Here is a 24,464-nt window from a genome sequence, read left to right as displayed (position 1 = left end):
TTGCGCAACAGGTGGTCCTGGGGAACCAGCATCTCGAGTGTCACCATCTCCAGATGCTGTTGGGCCGGCGTCGGTATCTTCAGCATGGCCCATTAAACGACAAACCCCAACGCGATGGTTGGGGTTTGTCAGCAGTCTGAGGCCCGCCATGCGGCGGGCCTCTTTGTTTCACGCAGGATGCGGATCAACTGTGATGCGAATCGTGACCGCCACCGCCACCACCGCGCGGGGCGCTACCGCCGCGAGGCGCCGCGGCCGGACGGGCTTGATGGGATTGCGCGTGGTACTGCGGCGCCGCCGACGGATGGTACGCCGCCGCCGGGGCGGCGCGATACGTACTGGCTGACGTCGGGCGATACGTATTGGCCGGCCTTGCCTGGTACGTGCCCGTCGAAGCATTGTGTGCGGCATAGCTGGTGCGGTTGACGCTTGCCGGGTGATACGTGTTCGCACCCGCATGCGCCACATTGGCGGTGTTCGCATGTGGCGCATAGCTCGCCGAACGTAGTGCCGCGTTACCGGCCGCCGGTGCATGCATCGCAGTGCTATTCACGCGCTGCACGTGGGCCGCCGCCGGCGAGAAGGCGGCGCCATGCGCGGCGGAAACACCCGCACCGGTGAACACGCCAGCGTGCGATGTCGCCGCAATCGACGGATTGCCGTGATTGACCGACGCCAGCATCGCCTGATTGTGGCTTGCCATGGTCATCTGCCGCTGCTGTGCGGCGACCGGGCCGACATGCTGCTCGCGCGCGAACGAGGCTTCCTGCGGCGTCTCGCGTACGGCAAGGCCGCCCTGGCCGCCGTTGTAGCTGGTGCGGCTGACGTAGGTGTTATGGACCACCGTCTGGTTATAGACATGGGTCACATGCACGCCGCCGAACTGGTTGACGCTGCGGTTGTAATAGAAGCCACCGGCGCCCCAATGCCCGCCGACGTAGCCATGGCCGGTATAGCCATAACCATAATTGACGCCGCCGTAGAAGCCCACATGGGGTCCCCAGTAGCCGGCGTGGAAAATGTATACGCCGCCATCCCAGCCCCAATATCCAGGCGTCCACAAGGCGCCGTAGTACGGCGGAAGCACCCAGGTGCCGGGCACCCAGTAGTAGCCGGCGCCGTTCCACGCCCAATAGCCCGGGGTCCAGATATATCCGGGCGCCGGGATGACCGGCTGCACATAGACAGGCAGGATCGGCGGCGGAAAGCCGACCGAAACGCCAACGCCGATAAACACGCCCGCGTTGGCTTTCTGCGGAAGCGCAGTCAACGCTGCACCGGCAGCCATTAAAGCGGCCGCCGCGCGCACGAGCCAGGTGCGCTTGGACGCAAGCGATTGCGCAGATGATGTTGCGATTTTCATGGTGTTTCCTCCTGGGCGTGCACCGTACAGGAGAAAACGCAGGAAAAGTTTCGAGTGAGTACCGGAATTTACGGACAAGTTCGTCGGTGTTCAGCCGACATTTTGCACTTCCCTCCGATTACACGTTGCAAGGTGTTGTGCTGATTGACTTTGCCGGAAAACCAAATACCGGATGAACGGCGCCGCAGAACGGCGACCCTTGGCGCGGACAGGGGCGCTGCCGGTATGCGCGGGCCCGGCGCGGGCGCGGTTACCATGGGCACTCCATCATGTGGACAAACGCGTATGTCCGAGCTTGGACATCTGAAGATGCTGACCCGCTATCGCACCTGGGCCGATAACCTGGTCTACCAATCGTTGGCGGCGATGCCGGAGACGGCCCTGACGCGCGAGCAACCGATCGTTTTCGGCAGCCTCCTGCGCACGCTCAACCACGCGCACTGCATGGACCTGGTATGGAAGGCTCATCTGCAGGGCGTGCCGCACGGGTTCACCTCGCGCAACCCCGACGACTGTCCCGCCTTCGACGTGCTGCGCGCGGCCCAGGCGGCTACCAATGACTGGTATGTCCAGCTAGTGCAGACGCTGGATGCGCAAGCACTCGATGAGACGATCCACTTCAGCTTTATCGGCGGCGGACAGGGCGCCATGCGCCGCGGTGACATCGTGCTGCACGTCGTCAACCATGCCACCTACCACCGTGGGCATGTCGCCATGATGATGTACGGCATGTCCACCCCGCCGCCAACCACTGACCTGCCGGTGTTCCTGCGCGAAGAAAGCGCGCGCAAGCGATAGTTTTCGCGCCGCCGGCTCAGACGTACTGCATCTTGACCGTCATGCCGCCGTCCACGACGAAGTGCTGGCCGGTGACGAAGCCTGAAGCCGTGCTCAGCAGATAGACGGCCAAATTACCTATATCTTCCGGGGTGCCCACGCGGCCGGCCGGATGCTGTGCATGATCGCGACGACTGAGCTTGGGCTGACGGCGCGTCTGCGGATTCTTCCACGCATCGGTCGCGATCCAGCCGGGCAGGATCGCGTTGACCCGCACGGCGGGCCCCGCGCTCACCGCCATCGCATGGGTCAGCGCGACCAGGCCGCCTTTGCTGGCGGCGTAGGCTTCCGTATCCGGCTCCGATTGCAATGCGCGGGTGGAGGCGATGTTGACGATCGCGCCGCCGGCGGCGACCAGCGATGGCAGCGCATGCTTGCTGCACAGAAACGCGCCGGTGAGGTTGGTGTCCAGATAGCGGTTCCATGTCTTGAGCGAGAGTTCGTGCAAGGGACCGCGATTCGGATCGGCAATGCCGGCATTGTTGACCAGGCCGTCTAGATGGCCGAACTGCGCAAGCGCCGCGTCCACCCAACGCTTGACGCTGGTCTCCCGCGCGACGTCCAGCGTACGGAACGCCGCGCGCGGGCCCGCTTGCCATTCCCGCAGGCAGGCGCGCCCGGCGTCGGCGTCCAGGTCGCCCAGCATGACCGAGCCGCCGGCACCCAGCACCGCCTGGGCAATGCCGCGGCCGATGCCTTGCGCGCCGCCGGTGATCAGCACGACACGATCGCGCATGGGCTGAGCGTCGTATGCGGTGATGGCAGGTGTCTTGGTCATGATGGGCATCCGTCGGCAATTGAGAGAATATGACTAGGGCTTGTTCCCCCGATTGGCAAGGGCCACGCCAACAGTGCAGGCCGGCCGTAGCCTACGCATTCGCCGTGGATGGAGTAGGCTTGCCTGCATGCCTGCCCGGATCACCCAGTCGAACGCCTCGCAGATCGAGCTTTTCAGGCAGCCTCCCATTGTCCTTGCGCAGACGCACCGCTTGTTTTTCGCGCTGATGCCGGACGAGGCCGTGCGCCGCGCCATCGGCCGCGCGGCCGTCGTACTGCAGGAGCAATACCCCGTGTTGCGCGCGCGATGGGTGAAGTCCGAGCGCTATCACGCCACGGTGAATTTTCTTGGCGATTATCCGGAGCTGCCGGGGGATGTGGTAGAGAAGGCGAGGGCGGCGGCGAACATGCTGTGCGCAGTGTCGTTTACGTGGTCGCTTGATTACGCCACCAGCTTTCGCGGGCGCGAGCCGCCCTGTGTGCTGCGCGGCACGTTCGTGCCCGATGCGATGTTCGTGCTGTGGCGCGATCTGAATGCCGCGCTCGCGCACGTGGGCCTTTACCGGCACATCGAACACTCATTTACGCCGCACGTAACGGTGGCCTACGGGCGCCGGGAGTTGCCGCATGCCGCGCCGGTGGCGCCGGTGGCGTGGCCGATCGACAGCGTGGCGCTGATTCACAGCGTGGTGGGTAAGGGGTATTACGAACAGCTGGGACGCTGGCCCCTGCTCAGCCCCGCGCGTTGATCGCGCGCGCCGGGCGACCGCCAGCGCCATATGGGCCAAAGGTCAGGTAGGCGCCATCGACGGGTAGGCGCACACTTTCGCAGCGGTTCACCCCCATCAGGAGATCGTCATGCGTCCGATATGCGCCGCCTTGCTTGCGGCATTGATCGTTCCCGGTGTCACGCTGGGACAAACGGCTCAAGCGAACCACATGCACGCCTTGCAATACGTACCCGCTTACGTCACGGCAGCGGTCAACGATCCGGCGCGCGCGCAGGATGCCGGCAACGATGCGCGGCGCAAGGTCGCCCAAATCATGGTTTTCAGCGAAGTGAAGCCCGGCCAGAAAGTGCTTGAGCTGATTCCGGGCAGCGGCTACTTCACGCGTGTGTTCAGCGGCATCGTCGGTGCGCGCGGGCACGTCTACGCGCTGTGGCCCAATGAATACGCCAAGGAAGACGCCGACAACGTAGCCGCCATCGACAAACTTGCCGGCGAAGCGCACTACGCCAATGTTTCGGTGCTCAAACAGCCGGCGGCGCAATTGAGCGTGCCCGAGCCTGTGGACGTGGTGTTCACCTCGCAGAACTATCACGATTATCCGGACGCCTTCATGGGCAAGGTCGATCCGGTCGCGTTCGACAAGCAGGTGTACGCCGCGCTCAAACCCGGTGGCCTGTTCGTGGTGATCGACCATGTCGCGCCGGCAGGTTCGGGCATGGCCGATACCGACACCTTGCATCGCATCGATCCGGAAATCGTCAAGAAGCAGGTGGAGTCGGTGGGCTTCGTATTTGCCGGCGAGAGCAACGTACTGCGCAATCCGAACGATCCGCACACGATCAAGGTGTTCGACGCCTCGATCCGCGGCCATACCGATCAATTCATCTATCGCTTCCGCAAGCCCAAGTGATGCGCGTCTGGCGCGGGCCGGCGCAAGATTAAGGCTTCGATTCATGCTTCGCAGGCACCGTGCCGCCTGCGAAGCATGATCGGCGCATCCCTATTGCAGTCCGCGCCACATGTCGTTGAGCAGTTCGTCGCTGGGATCGAGCGACTGCTCCCAATACATGATGCCGCCAAGGTGTTGCGCCTTGACGAAGGCGGTCTTGGCGGCGATCGATTGCGGATCGTCGTAGCTGATGAAGCGGTGCGTCTTCGCATTCCACAGCCACGGCGCCTGCGCCGCATCGTCCCAATAACGCACGTAGCCGTTCTTGCCGATGAAATCCTGCTTGAGTTCGGGCCAGTTGTGGCTGCCCTGGTAGTGGCCGTAGGGCTGGTAAAGGCCATGGTGATCGGGTTTCACGTCGGCGAATTCGCGGCCATAGAGCGCCGCGCCGATCACCAGCTTGTGCGGCGGCACGCCGGCGGCCAGGAACTGCCGCACCGCGCGGTCGGTGGTGCGGCCATCGCCGGTGATCAGCGCCGAGGCATGCAGGCCTGTGTGATGTCCGGTGGTGGGCGTATTGGCGTTGACGAAGTCGTAAGTCATCATGTTGAACCAATCCAGATACGGATTGACCGCCGCGATGTCGATACCGCTGACGAACGGGCCATCGGCGATCGCCACGCTGAGCGTGTAGTGATGGGCGCCGGTGCGCCCGTGCTGGGCGCCCACGCGATCGAGGCTGGCGCGGATCGCTTTTAGCAGCAGGGTGTAGTTGGTTTTGTCTTGCGGGCTGGATTGGATGCCCGATTCGTGATGGCCGGGATATTCCCAGTCCACATCGATGCCATCGGCGTGCTGGTCAGCCACCAGTTGCGCGGCGCTGTCGGCAAACAACTGGCGTCCCGCCGCGGTGCTGGCCGCTTCGGAAAAGCCGCCGACGGTCCAGCCGCCTACCGAGATGTCCACTTTCAGTTTCCGATGGGTAGCCTTCAGCGCGATCAGATCGTGCAGGTGCGGCAGATCGCGGGCATCGATCGTCACGCGGCCGTCCTTCGGATGGGCGAAGGCGAAGATCAGCGTGTCGATCTTGTCCACGTCCTTGGTCTGCACCGGGTTCCAGCTGCCGGCGTAGCCGACAATGCGATAGGGCGAGGTCGTCGTCTGGGCCGCGGCGCAGGTGCCGGCGGCGAGCGCGGCCGTTGCCAGGGCACTGATCAGGTAACGCGAACTACGGGAAAAAATGCGGCGCATGGGGGATGTCCAAAGTTAAGGCTGTAAGGCGTGCACAGGTTTGGCCGCCACGGTGAAGTATCCAGGCATGCGCTTGAAGTTGGCAGCGGGCGGGGCCATCTTGGCTATGAGAAAATGGCATGTACCGATGAACGAGCCTACAACAAGCCCTGCGCATGACGCATGCAGCGACGATCCGCCGCCCCGGCCGCCGGTCGAGCCCGATCCGGACGATTGTTGCGGCAACGGTTGCGATCCGTGCATTTTCGATTTCTACGAAGAAGCGCGGCAGCATTACCGCGAGGCGCTGGCGGCGTGGCGCGAGCGTCATCCCGGCGTGGATCCGGCATTACCCGCGTCCACGCCGGAGGAATCGGCTCAGCGCGCACCGTAAAGCACTTTGACATCGTCCAGCAGCAACGCCTGGCTGCTCGGGCGCGCATAGAACATGTGGCCGCCGGGATATTCCTTCACCTGCACGCGCGTAGCGTCGCCCATCTCGGGCATCTGGTCGACGATCAGCACGGAAGCCATGAACGGGCAGGAAAGGTCGTCCCAGCCGTGTGCAATCAGTACGCGCAAGGACGGATCGTTCGCCACCGCCTCGCGTAGCTGGCTTACCGAACCTTTGTTGGCATCGTCGTCCTCGTGCCACAGGTTGTTCACCTCGTAGCTAAGCGCGTTGTAGCGGCCGTAATATTTCCAGCCGACCGTCTGGGTGACGAAGTTGACCATCGCGGTGGTGGTCGGCGCGATGATGCCATTGAGGATCGGATCGCCGCCGACCTGGTGCGGCGCATACGGGAACGGATCCCATGCGGTAACGTTGGAGTCGTAGCGGCTGCCGAGCTTGCCCTCCGCGCGATACACCTCGCGCAGATACGCCTGCGTTTCGATGCGCCCGCCCGAACGCTTGACGAATACCGGATCGAGGCCGGTCAGTTCGCTCACCTTCTGCAGCATCGCTTCGTTGGCGGCCGGATCGCTGCGGCCCTTCATCAGCGCGACGGCATAACCGGTGCGCGTGTAGTCGATGATCGGCGCCATCGCCTGGGGCGTCAGCCGATGCTCGCGTTCCAGGTAGGCGGCGGCGATCGAGGGCAGCGTAAGCATCCATGGCAGCGGCGATACATTGCCGTCGTCGGACGAGGCGGCATCCAGGTACGGCGACAGCAGCACCATCCCGTTCATCGCCACGCCCAGTTGCGTTTGCAGGTATTCGGTGATGCGCGGGCCGCGGAAGCCGCCGTAGCTTTCGCCGACCAGGTACTTGCGCGATTCCATGCGGCCGTTCTTCACCAGCCAGTCGTAGACGATGCGCGAGAGATACTTGATGTCGTTATCGGTGCTGTAGAACAGCTTGGTCGCTTTATCGTCCGGCACCAGGGCACGGCTGTAGCCGGTGCCGACCGGATCGATGAACACCAGGTCGGTGAAACCCAGCCAGGTGCCGGGATTGTCGTGCAGCGTGGCCGGATCGGAAGGGTTGTCGCCGTCCACGCCGAAGTTCACGCGCTTAGGTCCGATCGCGCCGAAATTGAGATACACCGACGACGCGCCCGGTCCGCCGTTGATGGCGAACGTCACAGGTCGATCCTTGCCCGGCATCGTGTAGGCGGTAAATACCACCTGGGCGGTGACGTTGCCCTTTTCGTCGCGCACCGGCAGCGAGCCGACGGTGACGGTGTACTTGAGCGTGCGGCCGCCGACCACGGCCGACTGGCTCACATGCGCATCGGCCGGGAAGGCTGGCAGGTGAAAACCATCGGCGTTGGCACTGTCCTGCGCGGGGGCGGGCTTGGCGTCGCCGGCCATGGCAGCCGGTACGGCGGCGATGATCAGGGTGGCGAGCAGGGCGGATGACAGGATCTTGCGCACGAGGATTCCCCAGGACATACGGACCGCAAAGACTAACCAAGCGCGTCGCTCCCTGCATTGTGCCCAATGGCACGGTGCGGACCTGCGTCGCAAGAAGCGCGGCCAAACGTTGAAGCTTGTGCTGCGCTGCATTAAATTCGGTCCCTCTGTAGGGGGAATCCAATTAATGAAACGTATTTTGATGGTCGGCGCCGCCGCGGCGCTGCTTGCCGCGTGCGGTGGTAAGGACGTGCGCATGCAGGCGCCGCTGGGCAGTCTGGTGCAGCCGGGCACGGCGCCCTGGTTGAAGGTCGCCGGGGGCTCGGACAAGCTCGATGTGCGCGGTCTCGACCACAAGCTGACGCTGGATCCGTCGCCGGATATCGCGGCGGCTTTGCAGTCCCAGCTCGGCACGCGGCTGCAACCGGACTATTTCCCCGACCTGGTGGTCACTTGCACCTCGCTCGACGCGGCACTGCACGTGGACCAGGACAAGGCGCCGGGCCAGCTCTCGATGGACCTGTCCCTGCATTGCGACGTGTGGGCCCAGGGCTTCGATGCCCACCATGACTACAAGGTGCGGGTGTCGACCGGGGCCGGCAACGACAATGCCTACGCGCTGGCGCTGCCGACGCTGGTGGCCAGTGGCGCCGACGACATCGCCGCCCAGCTGCGCGGCGATCTGCATAAGCTCAACCGCGCTTCGCGCTGACCCCAGGCCGGCGCCCCGATGGGGGCGCCGGAAGCATCCCGGGCAGGCGGCCCAACATCGATCCGGCGATCCACGCTATCTTGTCCGCTGGACAGTTTGGGGAGATCGCCCGTGAATGCAGTACCTGGACCCGGCGCCGAACCGCGCGCCGAACTCACTATCCGTGGCCTGATCATCGGCGTGGTGATCACGCTGGTGTTCACGGCGGCCAACGTGTTCTTCGGCCTGAAGGCGGGCCTGACCTTCGCCACGTCGATTCCGGCGGCGGTGATCTCGATGGCCATCCTGCGCGCGATGAAGAACGCGACGATCCAGGAAAACAACATCGTGCAGACGGTGGCTTCGGCGGCGGGTACGCTGTCGTCGATCATCTTCGTGCTGCCGGGCCTGATCATGGTGGGCTGGTGGACCGGGTTTCCGTTCTGGATTTCCTTCGGCATCTGCGCGGCAGGCGGCATCCTGGGCGTGATGTACACCATTCCGCTGCGCCGTGCGCTGGTGACCGATTCGGATCTGCCGTATCCGGAAGGCGTGGCCTGCGCCGAGGTGCTGAAGGTGGGCTCGGGAGAGGTGACCGAAGCGTCCGATTCGGCGTCGGTGGAGGGCGGGACGGCCGGATTGATGGCGGTCGTCGTGGGCTCGCTGGTTTCGGCCGTTTTTTACGTTGTCGTGCAAACGCAGATTTTCGCCAGCGACCTGGTCAAGAATTTTCGCATCGGAAACCGCGGCACGGTGAGTGGTTACGACTTCAGCCTGTCTTTCGCGCTGTTTGCGGTCGGTCACCTGGTCGGGTTGTGGGTGGGTCTTGCCATGCTGCTTGGTGCGGTTATTGGCTGGGGCTGGGGCGTTCCTTATTTCAGTTTCTTGCACCCAATGGCCGGTGACGTTGCGGACGTCGCGGAAAATGTGTGGAAAAACTATGTGCGCTTTATCGGCGCGGGGACCATCGCCGTGGCGGCGATCTGGACGTTGATCAAGCTGGTCAAGCCGGTCGTGGGTGGATTGGCCTCTGCCATGGCCGCCTCCAGGGCGCGCAAGGGCGGCGGCGCCAGCAGCATGGCGCGCACCGAGCAGGACATGCCCATCGGATTGGTGGGCTTGATCGTGTTGATCTGCATGCTGCCTATTGCATGGCTTTTGGGCGACTTCAGCGTTACGACCGGACTTGGCGCCCATACCACGATGCTTGTGATCGGCGGCGTGCTGTTTGTGCTGATACTCAGCTTCCTGGTGTCCACGGTGTGCGGCTACATGGCCGGTCTTATTGGCTCGTCGAACAGTCCGCTTTCGGGTATCGGCATTCTGGTGGTCATTATTGCCGCCCTCCTGCTGCTGCTCGGTCTGAAGTCCGAGCAAACCGCCGAAGCGGGCAAGGGCCTTGTGGCTTTTGCGCTATTCATCACGTCGGTGGTTTTTGCCGTGGCGGCGATTGCAAACAATAACCTGCAGGATCTGAAAACCGGCCAGTTGGTCGACGCAACGCCATGGAAGCAGCAGGTCGCCCTGGTGATTGGCGTGATCGCCGGCGCCATCGTTATCCCGCCGGTGATGAATGTGCTGAACAAAGCCTACGGTTTTGCCGGCGTGCCCGGCGCCGACAAGCTTCATGCATTGTCCGCGCCGCAAGCGGGAATCATCTCTTCACTGGCGCAAGGCGTCATCGAGCACAATATTCCGTGGTACCTGATCGGCATTGGCGCGGCAATCGGCGTTGGCACCATCGTTCTGGACGAGTTGCTGGGGCTTGCCACCAAATCCGTGCGCATGCCGCCGCTTGCCGTCGGCCTGGGTATCTACCTTCCCACCTCGACCACGCTGATGATCGTGGCTGGCGCGGTCGTCGGCTGGTACTTTGACAAGCGTGCCGAGCGTACGCGCAAGGCCGAAGCCACCAAGCAGCTGGGGGTGCTTCTTGCCTCGGGCATGATCGTGGGGGAAAGCATCCTGGGCGTTGTCGTGGCGGCCATTGTGTTTTTTACCAATAACAAGACACCGCTGGCCTTGGTGGGCAGCAGCTTCCAGAACGCCTCGATCTGGATCGGCGGGCTTGCCTTTGTAGCGGTGACTGTGGCGATGTATCGCTGGATCTGGCGCGTCGGTCAAAAGAGCTAAGCGACCCGGAGCGGCAGTTCGCAACACTGCCGCTCCTTGCCGCCGCGCACGCGTACAATGTGCGCACTTGCTGCAACGGATGCATCCGCTTGACGATGGCCGGTATCCATGCGTCCATGCCCGATGCGGTGCTGGACGCTTTATTTCTCCCTGTTTCCAGCGGCTCCGTGCGCGTGCCGGCGGATGGGCGGGTGTTGTTCTTGCGCGCGCGCAGCGGCCATCGCCTGCGCGAAGTGGCGCAGCCGGGCTGGTTGTGCGAGCAAAGTTTCAAGCCGTTCGCCGATGCATTGATGCGCGAAGGTTTCAACGTGGGCGAGGCCACGCCCGATGCGCGTTTCTCGCTGGTGCTGGTGCTGCCGCCGCGGCAGCGAGAGGAGGCGCGTGCGCTGTTCGCGCGTGCGGCACGCCATGCCGAAGGCGGCGGGGTGGTGCTGGCATGCGTGCCGAATGCGGAAGGCGCGAAATCCGCGCAGGCGGATCTGGCCGCGCTGCTAGGCTCCGTACAGCATCTTTCCAAGCACAAATGCCGCGTGTTCTGGGGCGTCTCAGAGGCGTCGCCGGGCGATCGGCCGGTGCGCGATGCATGGTTGGCGCTCGACGCGCCGCAAGCGAACGCGGCAGGCTTCCTGAGCCGCCCGGGCCTGTTCGCATGGGATCGCGCCGACAAGGCTTCCGCGCTGCTCGCCGCGCATCTGCCGCATGACTTGCGTGGGCGCGTCGCCGATTTTGGCGCCGGATACGGTTATCTTGCCGCGCGCATCGTCGAACGCTGCCGGCAGGTCGCATCGATCGACCTGTACGAGGCGGAGGCACGCGCGCTGGAACCGGCAAGGCTCAACCTGGAACGTGCGGTGCAGGGCAGCGGGCGTGCGGTGTCTTTCCAGGTGCACTGGCATGACGTCACCGCCGGCATCGATCGCCGCTACGAGGCCATCGTCAGCAATCCACCGTTCCATCAGGGCCGGGCCGACCTGCCCGAGCTTGGCCGCGCCTTCATCGCGCGGGCGGCGGATGCGCTGGTGGCTTCGGGGCAATTGTGGCTGGTGGCCAATCGCCATTTGCCCTACGAAGCCACGCTTGCCATGCATTTCGAACACGTCGATACAAGAGCGATGCAGGATGGTTTCAAAGTGATCCAGGCAACAGGTGTGCGCCGATGAGGTTGGTCAAGCTGATTGCGAATCTGGGCTATGGCAGCCGCAAGGACGTTGCGTGGATGTTTCGCGAGGGGCGCATCACCGATCCGGATGGCGAGGTGCTGTACGCCGACGACAAGGTCGAGCATGCGCAGATCCGCATCGACGGCGAGCCGCTCGATCCGCCCACCGGCCTGATCTTGATGATGCACAAGCCACTGGGCGCCACCTGTTCGCGCAAGGACCCGGGGCGCGTTGTCTATGACTTGCTGCCGCCCAGGTACCGCGCGCGCACGCCGGCGTTATCCACCATTGGCCGGCTGGACCGCGATACCTCCGGGTTGTTGCTGTTTACCGATGACGGCGCGTTGCTGCACAGGATCATTTCGCCGCGTGCGCAGATCGCCAAAGTCTACGAAGCGTCGCTGGCGCACGATCTGCGCGGCGACGAACAGGCGCTGTTCGCCAGCGGCACGATGATGCTGGAGTCGGAAACCACGCCGCTGCTGCCGGCCACGCTCCAAGTACTGGCTCCGCGCGAGGCGCGGCTGAGCATCAGCGAGGGCCGTTACCACCAGGTGCGCAGAATGTTCGCCGCGACGGGCAATCATGTCCAGGCGCTGCAGCGTATTGCGATCGGCGGCCTGCGGCTCGACGGGCTGCAGGCCGGTGCGTGGCGCCCGCTCGATGCGCAGGACGTGGCACGAATCTTTGAACCGGCGAATCGCTAGCGATTCGCCGGACAAGATCATGGCGGGCTTTGCATCAAGCGGTGGCGTGCCAGCTCATCTTCGCGACGCGAGTGCGCGCCCGATACCCAGGAGACCAGGTTGGTATCGGAGGCGGTGCGTTGCTTGGATTTGGTGTCGTGCATGACCAGGTGGGAAAGCATCCCTGCTACCAGCTGCATTCCGCGCGTCATGGCGGAACGAGCAAGAAGCATGTGCATGGTTTATCTACTCCATCGGCTACCCCTGCGTAGCCGCTGGCTTACTTTAGCAAGGAATTACGGAGAATGTGTAGAAGACGTGAAGGAATTTAGCGACCCCTGCCATAAGTCTTGCAACACCCACGCGCCGCCCGAATATTTCGCCCCATGTCCTTGACTTCCTTGGTATTCGACAACGCCTTCATTCGCCAGCTGCCGGGCGATCCCGATCATGGCCGGGGTAGCCGGCAGGTGCAGGGCGCGTTCTACTCGCGGGTGGATCCCAGCCCTGTGCCCGCACCGCGCACGCTTGCCTGGTCACGGGAAGTTGCGGCCGAATTGGGCCTGGGCGAGGCCGATGTCGCCGCGCCGTTTTTTGCCCAGGTGTTCGGCGGCAATGGGTTGATGACGGGCATGCAGCCGTGGGCGTCCAACTATGGCGGGCACCAGTTCGGCGTGTGGGCCGGGCAACTGGGCGACGGGCGCGCCATTTCGCTGGGCGAGGTGGTGACCCGCAGCGGAGACCGGCTCGAGCTACAGCTGAAAGGGGCCGGTGCCACGCCGTATTCGCGCGGCGCGGATGGCCGGGCCGTGCTGCGCTCGTCGATTCGCGAATTCCTGTGCAGCGAGGCCATGCATCACCTTGGCGTCCCCACCACGCGCGCGCTCAGCCTGGTGGCGACCGGCCAGCAGGTGGAACGCGACATGTTCTATGACGGGCACCCGGAGCAGGAGCAGGGCGCGATCGTGTGCCGGGTCGCGCCCTCGTTCATCCGCTTCGGTCATTTCGAACTGCCGACCTCGCGCGGCGATACCGCGCTGCTGCAGATGCTGGCCGACTTCACCATCAACCACCACTTTCCGCAGCTGGCCGGCCGCGGCCAGACACGCTACGCCGACTGGTTCGGCCAAGTATGCGTGCGCACCGCGCGCATGGTCGCGCACTGGATGCGGGTGGGCTTCGTGCACGGCGTGATGAATACCGACAACATGTCGATCCTGGGCCTTACCATCGACTATGGCCCGTATGGCTGGATCGACGATTTCGATCCGGACTGGACCCCCAACACCACCGATGCCGTGCGCCGCCGCTATCGCTTCGGCCAGCAACCGAACGTGGCGTGGTGGAACCTCAGCCGTCTTGCCGCGGCACTGTCGCCGCTGTTTGACGACGTCGCGCCACTTCGGGCGGGGTTGGATGCCTATGCCGCCGAGTACGCCTTGCAACTGCGCAATACCGTCGCGCACAAGCTGGGCCTGTCCGAATGCCGCGATGATGACCTGGCGCGCATGGAGGCTTTGCAATTGCTGATGCAACAGGGGGAAGTCGACATGACGCTGTTTTTCCGCGCACTGAGCGAGATCGACCCGCGACAGCCCCGGCTCGATCCGCTGCGCCAGGCGTTTTACGACCAGGCCAGGCTTGAAGCGACACAAGCCGGTTTCGCCGCATGGCTGGACGATTACGCCGCCCGCTTGCTGGCCGACGCGCTGGCGCCGGCACAGCGCAGGCAGCGTATGCACGCGGCCAATCCCTGTTACGTGCTGCGCAACTACCTGGCGCAGGAAGCCATCGACCGCGCGACGGAAGGCGACTATGCGGGCATCCACACCTTGCTTGAGGTGCTCAGGCGGCCCTATGAGGAACAGCCCGGGCGCGAACACTTCGCGCAGAAACGTCCGGCCTGGGCGAAATCCCGCGCGGGTTGCTCGATGCTGTCCTGCAGTTCGTAAGGCCTGCCTGCATCGAGGCCCCGGCCGCAGGGCGGCGGGACCTCGGTGCTGGCGTCACGCAACGATGCCTGGCCATTCAGTTGCCGCCATTGCCATTGTTGCCGTGGTTACCCTGGTTGCCTTGCTGGGGATTCGGACGCGGTGCCGGACGGTTGTTTTGTGCCGGTTTGTTACCGCCAGGTGGATGGCTTCCACCCGGCTGCGGACGGTTGCCTCCACCGGGCGGTTGCGGCCGATTGCCACCCCCTGGTGGCTGCGGGCGATTGCCTGCCGGCGGTTGCGGGCGGTTTCCGCCCGGCGGCGGCATGGGCCGGTTGCCGCCGGGCGGACGCACAGGCGGCCTTGGCGGGCGCGGCGGTGGCCGGCTCGGTATCGGGCGGCCGTACCAGCGCGCGCGATCGCGGTAAAACGGGCGCCCCGTGTAGTAACGCGCCCAGTAGGTGCCGATGACAAACGAGACGATGGGAATGCCGATCCGGGCACCGTAGTCGGTCACCATTACCGGCTGGCTGTTATAGGTGTACTGCAGATACGTACCGGCCACCCAGCCGCGATTGCCGGCCGCGATCACGTCGCACCATTGCCATCCGTCGGTGCAGCCCTGGATGGACACGGGTGTGCCGGTCGCCAGCGTAAGGATCAGCGGGTAGTCCGGATCCGGTCCCGCACGCATATTGACGTTGCCGATGGTGTAGCCATCGGCCGCGAACGTCGTCGCGGTAACCGTCATCAACAGGGCGGTCGCGAGCGACCAGAGCATCCGCTTCATCGGGCCATCCTCCAGCGTGGGCGCAGTGGGGGTTACGACGTCAATGCGCCGTCATCATGGCTCAATTTTCGCGCGATTGCATGGTGGCGCCGATGTAAGCGGTCAACGCACCCCAACCAGCTCGATGTCGAACACTAGCGCGCTGTTGGGCGGGATGTCGCTGCCTGCGCCGCGGGAGCCGTAACCGAGCGAGGAAGGAATGATCACCTCGCGCTTGCCTCCCACGCGCATGCCGCGCACGGCGCTATCCATGCCCGGGATCACCTGCTCGGCGCCGATCACGAACTCCAGCGGGCGGCCGGCATCGTAGGAACTGTCGAACTTGGCGCCATGGTGGTCGGCAGCCTTGGCGCTATACAGCCAGCCGGTGTAGTTGATCCTTACCTCTGAATCGTCCTGTGCCTTGGTGCCTGTGCCGACCTTCTGGTCGGTGATCACCAGCTTGCCCACGTCATCGGCGCAGGCCAGGTTGGGGGCCAGCGCGGACAGGGCAAGCAGGGCGACGGCGAGCAGGGGCAGCGAACGCAACATGGGACAACTCCAGAGAATGAATCGGCGGCGGGGCCTAGGGGTCTGTTTGCCCGCCATCCGGCGCCGTCGCGTCGTCGTGTACGGATGTACACCTCCCTCACGCTTCCTTGGCTGGCGAGCAAACGGCTCCCGGCGCGGGCCACGCGATAGTGTAAGCAGGCCCCGACCTATCGCGAAACCCGCCGCCGCTGTTTGCATCGCGACGAGGATGTGCTATCACTGGCAACCATGATCCTCGCCTCCCGCCGCTATTACTTCTGGTTTTATGGCTATCCGAAGCCGGCGGCGGAGCATGGTGCGCGATCGTAACAAAGCAAGATCACCCACTTTCCTCAAAAAGCCGCCAGCCACCCTGGCGGCTTTTTTGTTGGGCCGCCGGACATCGAGATAGAAGGAATTGCCACATGACCAGCCTCACCGACGATTTACGTATCCGCGAGCTCAAGGAGCTTGCCACCCCAGCCGAGGTCATGCGCGATTGCCAGCCCAGCGAGCCGGCCATCGCCACCGTCGCGAGCACGCGCCGCGCCCTGCATCGCATCCTGCACGGACAGGACGATCGCCTGGCCGTGGTGATCGGCCCGTGTTCGATTCACGACCCGGCCGCCGCGCTGGATTACGCCAGACGTCTGGCCGCCGAGCGCGAGCGCCATATCGACACGTTGGAAATCGTCATGCGCGTGTATTTCGAAAAACCGCGCACCACCGTGGGCTGGAAGGGGCTGATCAACGATCCGGACCTGGACGAGAGTTACCACATCGACAAGGGCCTGCGCCTGGCACGGCGCCTGCTGTGCGATATCAACGCCCTGGGCCTGCCGGCCGGCTGCGAATTCCTGGATCTGATCACGCCGCAGTACATCGCCGACCTGGTCGCCTGGGGCGCCATTGGCGCGCGCACTACCGAGAGCCAGTCGCACCGCGAGCTTGCGTCGGGCCTTTCCTGCCCGGTGGGTTTCAAGAATGGCACCGATGGCAACGTGAAGATCGCCGTCGATGCGGTATTGGCGGCGGCCCGTCCGCATCATTTCATGGCGGTGACCAAGCGCGGACGCACGGCGATCGCCGCGACCCGCGGCAATGACGATTGCCACGTGATCCTGCGCGGCGGCAAAACACCCAACTACGATGCCGCCAGCGTTGCCGCGGCATGCGCCGCGCTGGCCAAGGCCGGACTCGCCGAGCGTCTGATGATCGATGCAAGCCATGCCAACAGCGGCAAGCAACCGGAAAACCAGCCGCGCGTCGTCGCCGACATCGCCGCACAACTGGAGGCGGGCCAAACGCGTATTCAAGGCGTAATGATCGAGAGCCATCTGTTGGCCGGCCGGCAGGACCTGGTACCCGGTTGCGAGCTTGCCTACGGACAGAGCATCACCGATGGCTGCATCGGCTGGGACACTTCCGTGCAGGTGCTGGAGCGGCTGTCCCAGGCGGTGCGCGTGCGCCGGGAACAGGTGAAGGCGCAGGCCGCGGCATGATCGGTTTGCGCCATGCGATGGGCGCCGCCAGGCGCGTCGTTCTATGCTTGGGTTTAGAGCCATCGGCTGGGACGCGGCATGAGTTACGACATTCGGCACCTGAGGGCGGCGCATCGTTTCGAAACGAAGGTCGATGGCGAGGCGTGCCAGCTCGATTACAGCCTGCACAATGGAATCATGACCATCACGCATACCTGGGTGCCTGATGACGTGGGCGGCCGGGGCATTGCCGGCGAACTGGTCCGTGCGGCGATGGAAGCGGCACGCGGCGAGGGCTGGAAGGTGGAGCCCGCCTGCAGTTACGCGCGATCGTGGATGGAGCGCCATCCCGAGTACGCGGCGCTGCGCGCATGACCGGCGCCATGCGGACGAACCACAAGCATGCCCATGAACACGCCCGTTGACGTCAAGCCCACGGCTCGGGCTGCGCGCCGCCGCTGGGCGCCCCTGCGCTTCGTGCGCGCCCGGCCATGGCTGGCCGTTTCCAGCGTGGTCTTCGTCGCCACGGGTGCCGGGCTGGCTACAGCGGGGGTGAAGCCGGCGCTGGCGCTATTGCTCGGCTTCGATCTTGGCGCGTTGCTCTACCTGGGCATGGTGATGCGCATGTTCAACCGCGCCGGCGCCGAGCACATGTGCCGCCATGCGCGCGCGCAGGACACCGGGCGTCGCGCCACGCTGTGGGTAGCCGTGGCCGTGTCGAGCGTGGTGCTGGTGGCCTTGTCCACGGAATTGCATGCGGCCAAGGGCGGGGGCGCGAAAGTAATGGGCATGGCGGCGCTCAGCATCGTGCTTTCGTGGCTTTTCATGAACACCATGTATGCCTTGCACTACGCGCATGGCTATTACGGCGATTTCGGCAAGCAGCACGAGGGGCTCGAATTTCCAGGCACCAAACAGCCCGATTACTGGGATTTTCTTTACTTCGCCTTCGTGATCGGCATGTGTTTCCAGGTGTCGGACGTGCAGATCACCAGCCACACTTTGCGCCGCACGGCGCTGTTGCACAGCGTGGTGGCGTTTTTCTTCAATGTGTTCATCATTGCCATCAGCGTGAACATCGCCGCGGGTTTGGCCTAGCGCCTTTTACTTCCTCCCGGTGTGCAACACAGGAGGGGCAGGATGGAGTCGGGCGCCCCAGTCAAAGCAACGGCAGGGTCCGCACGCGGCGAGGAAGTGCCGCCTGCCTTGCGGCTCAATCGCGAAAATTGTCGAACTGCAGGGGCAGGTTCACCTCGGCCTTGCGCAACACCGCCATGGCAAGCTGCAAATCGTCGCGCTTCTTGCCCGTCACGCGCAGTTTGTCGCCGTTGATCTGCGCTTCGACCTTGAGCTTGGACTCCTTGAGGATCTTCACCAGATCCTTGGCGACCGGCTGCTCGATGCCTTGCTTGACGGTGATTTTCTGCCGGGCGCCGGCGAGGTTGGTTTCCGGCTCGGCGACGTCCAGCGCGCGCGTGTCGATTTTGCGCGAGGCCAGCCGGCCGCGCAGGATGTCCATCATCTGCTGCAACTGGAATTCGCTCGGCGCGCTTTGCGTGATGACGAATTTGTCCAGCTCGAACTTCGCATCCGTGCCCTTGAAGTCAAAACGGGTGGAGAGTTCGCGGTTGGCCTGGTCGACGGCGTTGGTCAGTTCGTGCTTATCGACCTCGGAAATCACGTCGAAAGAGGGCATGGCGATGGTCCGCAACAGGGGTAGGTCGCAAGTGTAAAGCATGTATCTGGTGGATAATGCATGCCTGTGCATGCCGGCGGACGGGCTTACGGTGACGATGTGAAAGTGGATGTGCTGATCATCGGGGCCGGCGCGGCAGGCTTGATGTGCGCCCTCACCGCCGGGCAGCGCGGGCGGCAGGTGCTGGTGCTCGACCATGCCAACAAGCCGGGCAAAAAGATCCTCATGTCAGGCGGCGGGCGCTGCAATTTCACCAACCTGGGCGTGACGCCCGCGCAATACCTTTCGGCCAATGCGCACTTCGCCAAATCGGCGCTGGCACGCTATACGCCCGCCGACTTCATCGCGCTGGTCGAGAAACACCGTATCGCCTATCACGAGAAAGAGCTGGGCCAGTTGTTCTGCGAGGAGTCTTCCAAGCTGATCGTGCGCATGCTGCTGGATGAATGCGCGGCGGCGAACGTGCGCATCGAAACCAGCTGCGCGGTGCAACGCGTACGCAAGGCGAACGAAAGTTTCGCCGTGTCGACGGCGAAAGGCGACATCCACGCCGACGCCCTGGTGATTGCTTCCGGTGGCCTTTCCATCCCCAGCATGGGCGCTACCGGCTTCGGTTATGAGCTGGCGCGCCAGTTTGGCCACAACGTGCTGGCCACCCGCGCGGGCCTGGTACCGTTGACCTTGAGCGGCAAGCACCAGGAGCACTACCAGGATCTTGCCGGCGTCGCGTTGCCGGTTGCCCAGGCGAGCGTGGGCAAGCGTAGCTTTCGCGCGGGGCTGCTGTTTACGCATCGCGGCATCAGCGGCCCATCGATTCTGCAGATTTCCTCCTACTGGCAGCCCGGCGACGACCTGCGTGTCGATCTTTCGCCGGAGGTGGACATTGGCGACTGGCTGGTCGCCCAGCGCGCGGCACGCCCTGCCGCCCAATTGCGCAATGTGCTGGGCGATTTGTTGCCCAAGCGATTGGCGCAGCGCCTGTGCGAACTCTGGCTGCAAAGCCGGCCGATGCACCAGTACCGCGATGCACAGCTGCGCGAGATCGGCGCGCAGTTGCATCACTGGCCGATCGTCGCCAGCGGCACCGAAGGCTATCGCACAGCCGAAGTCACGCTCGGCGGCGTGGATACCGATGGCCTCTCTTCCAGCACGATGCAGTCCAAGCGGGTGCCTGGCCTGTATTTCATCGGCGAAGTGGTTGATGTCACTGGCTGGCTGGGCGGCTACAACTTCCAGTGGGCCTGGGCATCGGGCTACGCGGCGGGGCAGGCGGTATAGGGTCTTTGCAACCCTTGAACATCGAGCGTGCTGGACTTAGGCATGCACTGATGAATGCTTCGCAGGCGTCACCCGTCCTGTCTGTCCGCAGGGCATGGGACCGTCGGCAAAGGCAGACTGGCTGGCTGTCTAAACGGCGGACCGAAGGCTTGCGGACAGACAGGGCAGGCCCCACTCCTTGAACTTGAAGAAAAGAGGTGATGTCCAGAGGGCTCGCGGCCCGCGCCGCGCGGCTTGCCAAGATGGCCAGTCTTGCTGGCGCCGCGCAGCACAACCTGTGGGCCTTGTGGACATCCTGCCGCCTGCGAAGCATTAGTCAGAGCATCCCTGGTTTTTTGGAGATTCGCCATGAAAGTCGGGTTTATCGGATTGGGCGCGATGGGCAGCGCCATGGCCAGCAACCTGATTGCCGCGGGACATCATGTCACCGTGTGGAACAGGTCCGAAGCGGCGACGGAAAAACTCGCGTCGCTGGGCGCGAAAGTGGCGCGCACGCCCGATCGCGCGGCGCAGGGCGATGTCTTGCATAGCATGCTGGCCAACGATCAGTCCGTGCGCGAGGTGTTCCTCGAAGGCGGCCTGCTGGAGGCGATGGATCCGGGCATCGTGCACGTCAATCACGCCACCATTTCCGTGGCGCTGGCCAGGCAATTGGCGGAAGAACACGCCAAGCGTGGATTGGGCTACGTGGCCGCACCGGTGTTTGGCCGGCCCGACGTCGCGGCGGCGGGAAAGCTCAACATACTGGTCGCCGGCCATGCCGCGGCTATCGAAAAGGCCAAGCCTCTGCTTGAAGTCATGGCGGGGAAGCTGTGGCCGATGGGCGATGCGCCCGAACGCGCCAATGTAGTGAAGCTGGCGGGCAATTTCATGATCGTCACGGCGATCGAAAGCATGGCCGAGGCTTCGGTGCTCGCACGCGCCTACGACGTAAGCGCGGCCGATTTCATCGCGCTGATGACCAGCACACTGTTTGCGTCGCCTGTGTACCAGGGCTATGGCAAGTCGATTGCGGAGCAGCGTTTCACGCCGCCCGGTTTCGCGCTGCCGCTTGGCTTGAAAGATGTCCTGCTGGCGCAGGAAGCCGGCCTTGCCGCGCAGGTGCCGATGCCGTTGGCCGGCGTGCTGCGCGACAGCCTGGTGGAAGCATTGGCCGATGGCGGGCAGTCGCTGGATCTTTCCGGGCTCGCGCGTGTTTCGGAGCGTCGCGCCAATTTGCAGCAACGAAAAAAGTAGTCGGCGCTGGCCAACGTCGCGTGCGTGTGTTGCACGCGGCGCTCAATCGCCGTTCCAAAGCAGCTTGCCGTCGATCACCGTATTGGTGTGGCCGCCGATCCAGATGGTGTCGTCGGCCATGTGCGCAATCAGTAGCGCGTCGTGTCCCATTTCGCGTCCCTGGCTGACCGAATAGCCGTGCGCCAGCGGACCGTTCGGTTCGGCGTGCATCAAATAGGCGGCGATCAGGCCATTGGCCGCGCCGGAAGCGGGATCTTCCACGATGCCCACGCCGGAGGGGAACGCGCGCACGACCAGCTGATAATCCGGATGCGTGCTGCGCGCGAAGGCGCACAGGCCCATGCTGCCGCTGGCCACGGCCAGGGCACCGATCGCGCTATGGTCGGGCTGCCACGCGCGCAGGCTCGCCTCGTCCGCACATTCGGCCAGCCACCAGCGGCGGCCGCCATCGACCAGGGCAGGGGGCAGGATGCCGATGCCGATGCTGTCCAGCGTGGCGGCAAGCAGAGGGTGCGCGTGCAGGCCGGTCTTTACGACCCGGGCGGCCGGCGATTGCAGCAGCAATTTGCGTTGCGGGCCGCTGCCTTCCACGCGGATCGGCAGGATGCCCGCACGGCATTCCTGCCAGAGCAGGCCGTCCTTCGGTTGGGCCAGTGCGCATTCGAGCACGGCATGCGCGCTGCCGACGCTGGGATGGCCGGCGAAGGCGATTTCCTTTTGCGGGGTGAAAATGCGTACGCGATAGCTGGCTTTTGGATCGGTCGGCGGTAGCAGGAAGGTGGTTTCCACCAGGTCCGTCCAGCGTGCATAGCGCTGCATCTGCGCGTCGCTCCAGCCTTTTGCATCGGTCACCACGCCCAGGTGGTTGCCGCCGCCGGGGCTGGCGGCAAAGACGTCCAGATGCATATATCGAACGGTATTCATGGAATTTAGCGGCCGGCGGAGCGTATGGCTGAGTCGTGCATTCTAGGGCAAAGGTGATGCGCGAACCGAATGCGCGGCATGGAGCGTTGCATCAAGCCATGCCAAAGGTTCGATTTCAAATGACGCTGAGGACTTTGGGGGCTTGATCTGGGTCCAATGGGGCCTATTTTTGCCTTGGCGGCCCGATATGGCTTTAAAGCCGCAGCGTGGCGTTCCCGTGACGGTTGCCCCTAATATGCGTCCCGCGGCGCGCCGGTGCGCTGCTTGAGGCAAGGCGCCATGTGCGTCGTCTCGTGTCCATCGCCAGCTATCCACGGAAGTATCCATGCCTATTACGCTGCTGATCATCCTTGCCGCCACCTGCATCGTCTCGTTCATGGCATTCAGCAATCGACGCTTGATCGACGACCTGATCCTGTGGCCGCCGGCGATCGAGCGCAAGCGCGAGTACTACCGGCTGGTCACCTACGGGCTGATCCATGCCGACGGCATGCATTTGCTGTTCAACATGATCACGCTGTACTTCGCGGGCACGCAGATGGAGCCGTTTTACAACCAGTCGCTGGGAGCGTTCGGCTTTGGGCTGTTTTATCTGGGCGGCCTGATCGTCTCGATCCTGCCGACCTATCTGAAGAACCGGCACAACAACAACTACCGCAGCCTGGGCGCTTCCGGAGCGGTGTCGGCGGTGCTGTTCGGCTTCATCACGCTATCGCCGTGGACGCGCATTCTGGTCTTGTTCGTCCAGATGCCGGCGATCATCTATGCGGTGCTGTACGTGGGTTATTCCATCTACATGGACCGGCAAGCACGGGACAGCGTCAACCATAGTGCGCACTTGTGGGGAGCGGCTTATGGGGTGGTTTTCACGATGCTGGTGAACCCCATGGTGTTGCCGCATTTCCTGGACGCCCTGTCGCAGCCTCGCATGTGAATTCCGGCACTTGCTCATGGCGCATACATGCTGATGATGCCAAGGTGACATACCGTCCACCGCCGGAGTAACCACGCATGGCAATGACCCGCAAGTCTGCCGCGAAGAAGTCCGCGGCCAGCAACGTATCCAAGCGCGTTGGCTCGACCAGTAAGAAGGCAGTCAAGAACGCCCCCATCGCCTCGAAGAAAGCACCCGGGAAGGCCACGGCGAGCAAAAAGGCGGCGAAGAAGGTTGCTGGAAAGACGGCCGCTAAAACGGCGAAGAAATCGGTGGGCCGGACAACCGCCACGAGCAAGGTCGCGAAGAAAGCGATGGCCAAGGAGACGGTAAAGAAAACCGCAGCAGCCAAGGCGCCTGCACCCAAGGCAGCAGCACCCAAGGCGGCAGCACCCAAGGCGGCAGCACCCAAGAAAGCGGCGCAAAAAAAAGCGGCACGCCCGATCGTGCCGGTCAAGGCGAGCACACCCAAACCTCTGGCTGCCAAGAAGCCCGCGCCGGCGCAACGGCCCGTTGTGCCGAAAAAGCCAGCCTCGCCCGAGGCGCAGTCGGCGCCGGCGCACATCAGCCCGGAAGAGGCCGTGGCGCATATCCAGGCGCTGCTTCAAGCCAAGCAGGAGCGGATCAAGCAGGGGCCGACATGGCCTGGTGCGAATGCGACGCCGCAAGCGGGCAATGGCGATCCGCATAACCACGCCAGCGGCCCCGCCGATGCCGTCCACAACCACGTTGCGCACGGGCGCGGCGACCAGTCGAAGAACGGCAAAAGCTGATCGAAATGGTCGCCGCGGTATGCCAATGCATGCAAAGGCCAGCTTCGCGGGAGCGCAGGGTTGGTCTTTATATTGCTCAGGACATATTCAACGGTTCGGGAGTATGGTGTCGACGTGGAAAGCATGGAGTCCCCGCCATGAAATTCTCGGTCAAAAGAGTGCTTGCCGGCCTTGCCCTGGTCGCGCTGATGAGCCTGCTTTCCGGTTGCTACGTGGCACCGGGCTATAGCTATGTGCAAGGCAATGGCTACGCGGGCGACGTCTATTACGGCACGGCTCCGACCGTCTACGGCGGCTATCCCTATTACGGATATCCCTACGGCTATTACGGGTATCCCTATGGATACTACGGTTACGGCTGCTGCTACGGCCCGGGCGTCATCGTCGGCGGTTACTGGTACGGCGGCCATTACTACCGCGGTCGCGGCTACGGGGGATACGGCGGCTATCATGGCGGTTACCACGGTGGGGGTTACCACGGCGGTGGCGGATCGCATGGATCGTCCGGCGGCGGGCATCACCACTGACCGCGAGGGATTCTTAGGTCAGAATGCGAA

The 24,464-nt window shown here is 64.0% G+C and carries 26 protein-coding genes; 17 read left to right on the top strand and 9 right to left on the bottom strand.

The window, feature by feature from the left end; translation table 11 throughout:
• Window positions 1–184: 184 nt before the first annotated feature.
• Window positions 185–1,363 carry a hypothetical protein gene (locus tag VME63_RS02270; RefSeq protein WP_325429822.1) on the bottom strand — a complete coding sequence of 393 codons (1,179 nt, stop codon included), beginning with the start codon at window positions 1,361–1,363 and terminating at the stop codon, window positions 185–187.
• Between the two features lie 285 nt (window positions 1,364–1,648).
• Between VME63_RS02270 and VME63_RS02265 the strand changes: the two genes are divergently transcribed.
• Window positions 1,649–2,161, top strand: coding sequence for a DinB family protein (locus VME63_RS02265; protein WP_325429820.1), 513 nt, complete (start codon window positions 1,649–1,651; stop codon window positions 2,159–2,161).
• A 16-nt stretch (window positions 2,162–2,177) separates the two neighbouring features.
• On the opposite strand, the gene VME63_RS02260 is transcribed toward VME63_RS02265, so the two are convergent.
• Window positions 2,178–2,978 (bottom strand): SDR family oxidoreductase, encoded by an 801-nt coding sequence (locus VME63_RS02260; RefSeq protein WP_414648189.1) that lies wholly within the window; start codon window positions 2,976–2,978, stop codon window positions 2,178–2,180.
• Between the two features lie 127 nt (window positions 2,979–3,105).
• Between VME63_RS02260 and VME63_RS02255 the strand changes: the two genes are divergently transcribed.
• On the top strand, window positions 3,106–3,726 hold the full coding sequence (locus tag VME63_RS02255; RefSeq protein ID WP_325429816.1) for a 2'-5' RNA ligase family protein: 621 nt from the start codon (window positions 3,106–3,108) through the stop codon (window positions 3,724–3,726).
• A gap of 109 nt (window positions 3,727–3,835) precedes the next feature.
• The gene (locus tag VME63_RS02250; protein WP_325429814.1) at window positions 3,836–4,618 is read left to right on the top strand and encodes a methyltransferase; all 783 of its coding nucleotides are present in this window, start codon (window positions 3,836–3,838) and stop codon (window positions 4,616–4,618) included.
• Between the two features lie 90 nt (window positions 4,619–4,708).
• On the opposite strand, the gene VME63_RS02245 is transcribed toward VME63_RS02250, so the two are convergent.
• On the bottom strand, window positions 4,709–5,848 hold the full coding sequence (locus VME63_RS02245; RefSeq protein ID WP_325429812.1) for a glycoside hydrolase family 18 protein: 1,140 nt from the start codon (window positions 5,846–5,848) through the stop codon (window positions 4,709–4,711).
• 127 nt (window positions 5,849–5,975) lie between these two features.
• Here VME63_RS02245 and VME63_RS02240 point away from each other — a divergent pair, with 127 nt between their 5' ends.
• Window positions 5,976–6,221, top strand: coding sequence for an oxidoreductase-like domain-containing protein (locus VME63_RS02240; protein ID WP_325429810.1), 246 nt, complete (start codon window positions 5,976–5,978; stop codon window positions 6,219–6,221).
• On the opposite strand, the gene VME63_RS02235 is transcribed toward VME63_RS02240, so the two are convergent.
• The gene (locus VME63_RS02235; protein ID WP_414648188.1) at window positions 6,206–7,723 is read right to left on the bottom strand and encodes a S10 family peptidase; all 1,518 of its coding nucleotides are present in this window, start codon (window positions 7,721–7,723) and stop codon (window positions 6,206–6,208) included. The genes VME63_RS02240 and VME63_RS02235 overlap by 16 nt on opposite strands.
• A 148-nt stretch (window positions 7,724–7,871) precedes the next feature.
• Between VME63_RS02235 and VME63_RS02230 the strand changes: the two genes are divergently transcribed.
• The 4 genes from VME63_RS02230 (at window position 7,872) to VME63_RS02215 (ending at window position 12,375) form a co-directional block, all read left to right on the top strand.
• The gene (locus VME63_RS02230; RefSeq protein WP_325429806.1) at window positions 7,872–8,396 is read left to right on the top strand and encodes a hypothetical protein; all 525 of its coding nucleotides are present in this window, start codon (window positions 7,872–7,874) and stop codon (window positions 8,394–8,396) included.
• Between the two features lie 111 nt (window positions 8,397–8,507).
• Window positions 8,508–10,508, top strand: a complete 2,001-nt coding sequence (locus tag VME63_RS02225; RefSeq protein ID WP_325429804.1) for an OPT family oligopeptide transporter — start codon at window positions 8,508–8,510, stop codon at window positions 10,506–10,508.
• A 95-nt stretch (window positions 10,509–10,603) separates the two neighbouring features.
• Window positions 10,604–11,668: a class I SAM-dependent methyltransferase gene (locus VME63_RS02220; protein ID WP_325429830.1), complete on the top strand. Its 1,065-nt coding sequence runs from the start codon at window positions 10,604–10,606 to the stop codon at window positions 11,666–11,668.
• Entirely contained in the window at window positions 11,665–12,375 is a 711-nt protein-coding gene (locus VME63_RS02215) for a pseudouridine synthase (protein ID WP_325429802.1), read from the top strand. Before VME63_RS02220 ends, VME63_RS02215 begins: the two co-directional genes overlap by 4 nt.
• Before the next feature lie 17 nt (window positions 12,376–12,392).
• Here the strand turns inward: VME63_RS02215 and VME63_RS02210 are convergent, their stop codons facing one another.
• Complete coding sequence (locus tag VME63_RS02210) at window positions 12,393–12,554, bottom strand: hypothetical protein (protein ID WP_325429800.1); 162 nt, start codon at window positions 12,552–12,554, stop codon at window positions 12,393–12,395.
• Window positions 12,555–12,746: 192 nt separating this feature from the next.
• Here VME63_RS02210 and VME63_RS02205 point away from each other — a divergent pair, with 192 nt between their 5' ends.
• Window positions 12,747–14,306 (top strand): protein adenylyltransferase SelO, encoded by a 1,560-nt coding sequence (locus VME63_RS02205; protein WP_325429828.1) that lies wholly within the window; start codon window positions 12,747–12,749, stop codon window positions 14,304–14,306.
• A gap of 76 nt (window positions 14,307–14,382) precedes the next feature.
• Here VME63_RS02205 and VME63_RS02200 read toward each other — a convergent pair whose 3' ends face one another.
• Both VME63_RS02200 and VME63_RS02195 read right to left on the bottom strand, forming a co-directional pair.
• Window positions 14,383–15,075, bottom strand: a complete 693-nt coding sequence (locus VME63_RS02200; protein WP_325429798.1) for an SH3 domain-containing protein — start codon at window positions 15,073–15,075, stop codon at window positions 14,383–14,385.
• Between the two features lie 102 nt (window positions 15,076–15,177).
• Window positions 15,178–15,606, bottom strand: a complete 429-nt coding sequence (locus VME63_RS02195) for an FKBP-type peptidyl-prolyl cis-trans isomerase (RefSeq protein WP_325429796.1) — start codon at window positions 15,604–15,606, stop codon at window positions 15,178–15,180.
• Window positions 15,607–16,010: 404 nt separating this feature from the next.
• Between VME63_RS02195 and VME63_RS02190 the strand changes: the two genes are divergently transcribed.
• The 3 genes from VME63_RS02190 (at window position 16,011) to VME63_RS02180 (ending at window position 18,164) form a co-directional block, all read left to right on the top strand.
• The gene (locus VME63_RS02190) at window positions 16,011–17,087 is read left to right on the top strand and encodes a 3-deoxy-7-phosphoheptulonate synthase (protein WP_325429794.1); all 1,077 of its coding nucleotides are present in this window, start codon (window positions 16,011–16,013) and stop codon (window positions 17,085–17,087) included.
• Window positions 17,088–17,165: 78 nt separating this feature from the next.
• The gene (locus VME63_RS02185) at window positions 17,166–17,441 is read left to right on the top strand and encodes a GNAT family N-acetyltransferase (RefSeq protein WP_325429792.1); all 276 of its coding nucleotides are present in this window, start codon (window positions 17,166–17,168) and stop codon (window positions 17,439–17,441) included.
• A 33-nt stretch (window positions 17,442–17,474) separates the two neighbouring features.
• Window positions 17,475–18,164: a DUF1345 domain-containing protein gene (locus VME63_RS02180; protein WP_325429790.1), complete on the top strand. Its 690-nt coding sequence runs from the start codon at window positions 17,475–17,477 to the stop codon at window positions 18,162–18,164.
• 115 nt (window positions 18,165–18,279) lie between these two features.
• Here VME63_RS02180 and VME63_RS02175 read toward each other — a convergent pair whose 3' ends face one another.
• Complete coding sequence (locus VME63_RS02175) at window positions 18,280–18,762, bottom strand: YajQ family cyclic di-GMP-binding protein (protein WP_325429788.1); 483 nt, start codon at window positions 18,760–18,762, stop codon at window positions 18,280–18,282.
• A gap of 60 nt (window positions 18,763–18,822) precedes the next feature.
• On the opposite strand from VME63_RS02175, the gene VME63_RS02170 reads away from it, so the two are divergent.
• Together VME63_RS02170 and VME63_RS02165 are read left to right on the top strand one after the other, a co-directional pair.
• The gene (locus VME63_RS02170) at window positions 18,823–20,040 is read left to right on the top strand and encodes an NAD(P)/FAD-dependent oxidoreductase (RefSeq protein ID WP_325429786.1); all 1,218 of its coding nucleotides are present in this window, start codon (window positions 18,823–18,825) and stop codon (window positions 20,038–20,040) included.
• A gap of 348 nt (window positions 20,041–20,388) precedes the next feature.
• Window positions 20,389–21,276, top strand: a complete 888-nt coding sequence (locus VME63_RS02165; RefSeq protein WP_325429784.1) for an NAD(P)-dependent oxidoreductase — start codon at window positions 20,389–20,391, stop codon at window positions 21,274–21,276.
• Window positions 21,277–21,318: 42 nt separating this feature from the next.
• On the opposite strand, the gene VME63_RS02160 is transcribed toward VME63_RS02165, so the two are convergent.
• Complete coding sequence (locus tag VME63_RS02160; protein WP_325429782.1) at window positions 21,319–22,200, bottom strand: PhzF family phenazine biosynthesis protein; 882 nt, start codon at window positions 22,198–22,200, stop codon at window positions 21,319–21,321.
• Window positions 22,201–22,525: 325 nt separating this feature from the next.
• Between VME63_RS02160 and VME63_RS02155 the strand changes: the two genes are divergently transcribed.
• The 3 genes from VME63_RS02155 (at window position 22,526) to VME63_RS02145 (ending at window position 24,434) form a co-directional block, all read left to right on the top strand.
• Window positions 22,526–23,134: a rhomboid family intramembrane serine protease gene (locus VME63_RS02155; RefSeq protein ID WP_325429780.1), complete on the top strand. Its 609-nt coding sequence runs from the start codon at window positions 22,526–22,528 to the stop codon at window positions 23,132–23,134.
• Window positions 23,135–23,211: 77 nt separating this feature from the next.
• Window positions 23,212–23,907 carry a hypothetical protein gene (locus VME63_RS02150; protein ID WP_325429778.1) on the top strand — a complete coding sequence of 232 codons (696 nt, stop codon included), beginning with the start codon at window positions 23,212–23,214 and terminating at the stop codon, window positions 23,905–23,907.
• Window positions 23,908–24,044: 137 nt separating this feature from the next.
• Window positions 24,045–24,434, top strand: a complete 390-nt coding sequence (locus VME63_RS02145) for a hypothetical protein (RefSeq protein WP_325429776.1) — start codon at window positions 24,045–24,047, stop codon at window positions 24,432–24,434.
• The last annotated feature ends 30 nt before the right edge of the window (window positions 24,435–24,464 follow it).

The organism is Dyella sp. (assembly GCF_035503745.1).
Classification (GTDB): Bacteria; Pseudomonadota; Gammaproteobacteria; order Xanthomonadales; family Rhodanobacteraceae; genus Dyella_B.
The sequence above is the reverse complement of the archived record's forward strand: the minus strand, read 5'-3'. Positions and strand labels throughout refer to the sequence as shown.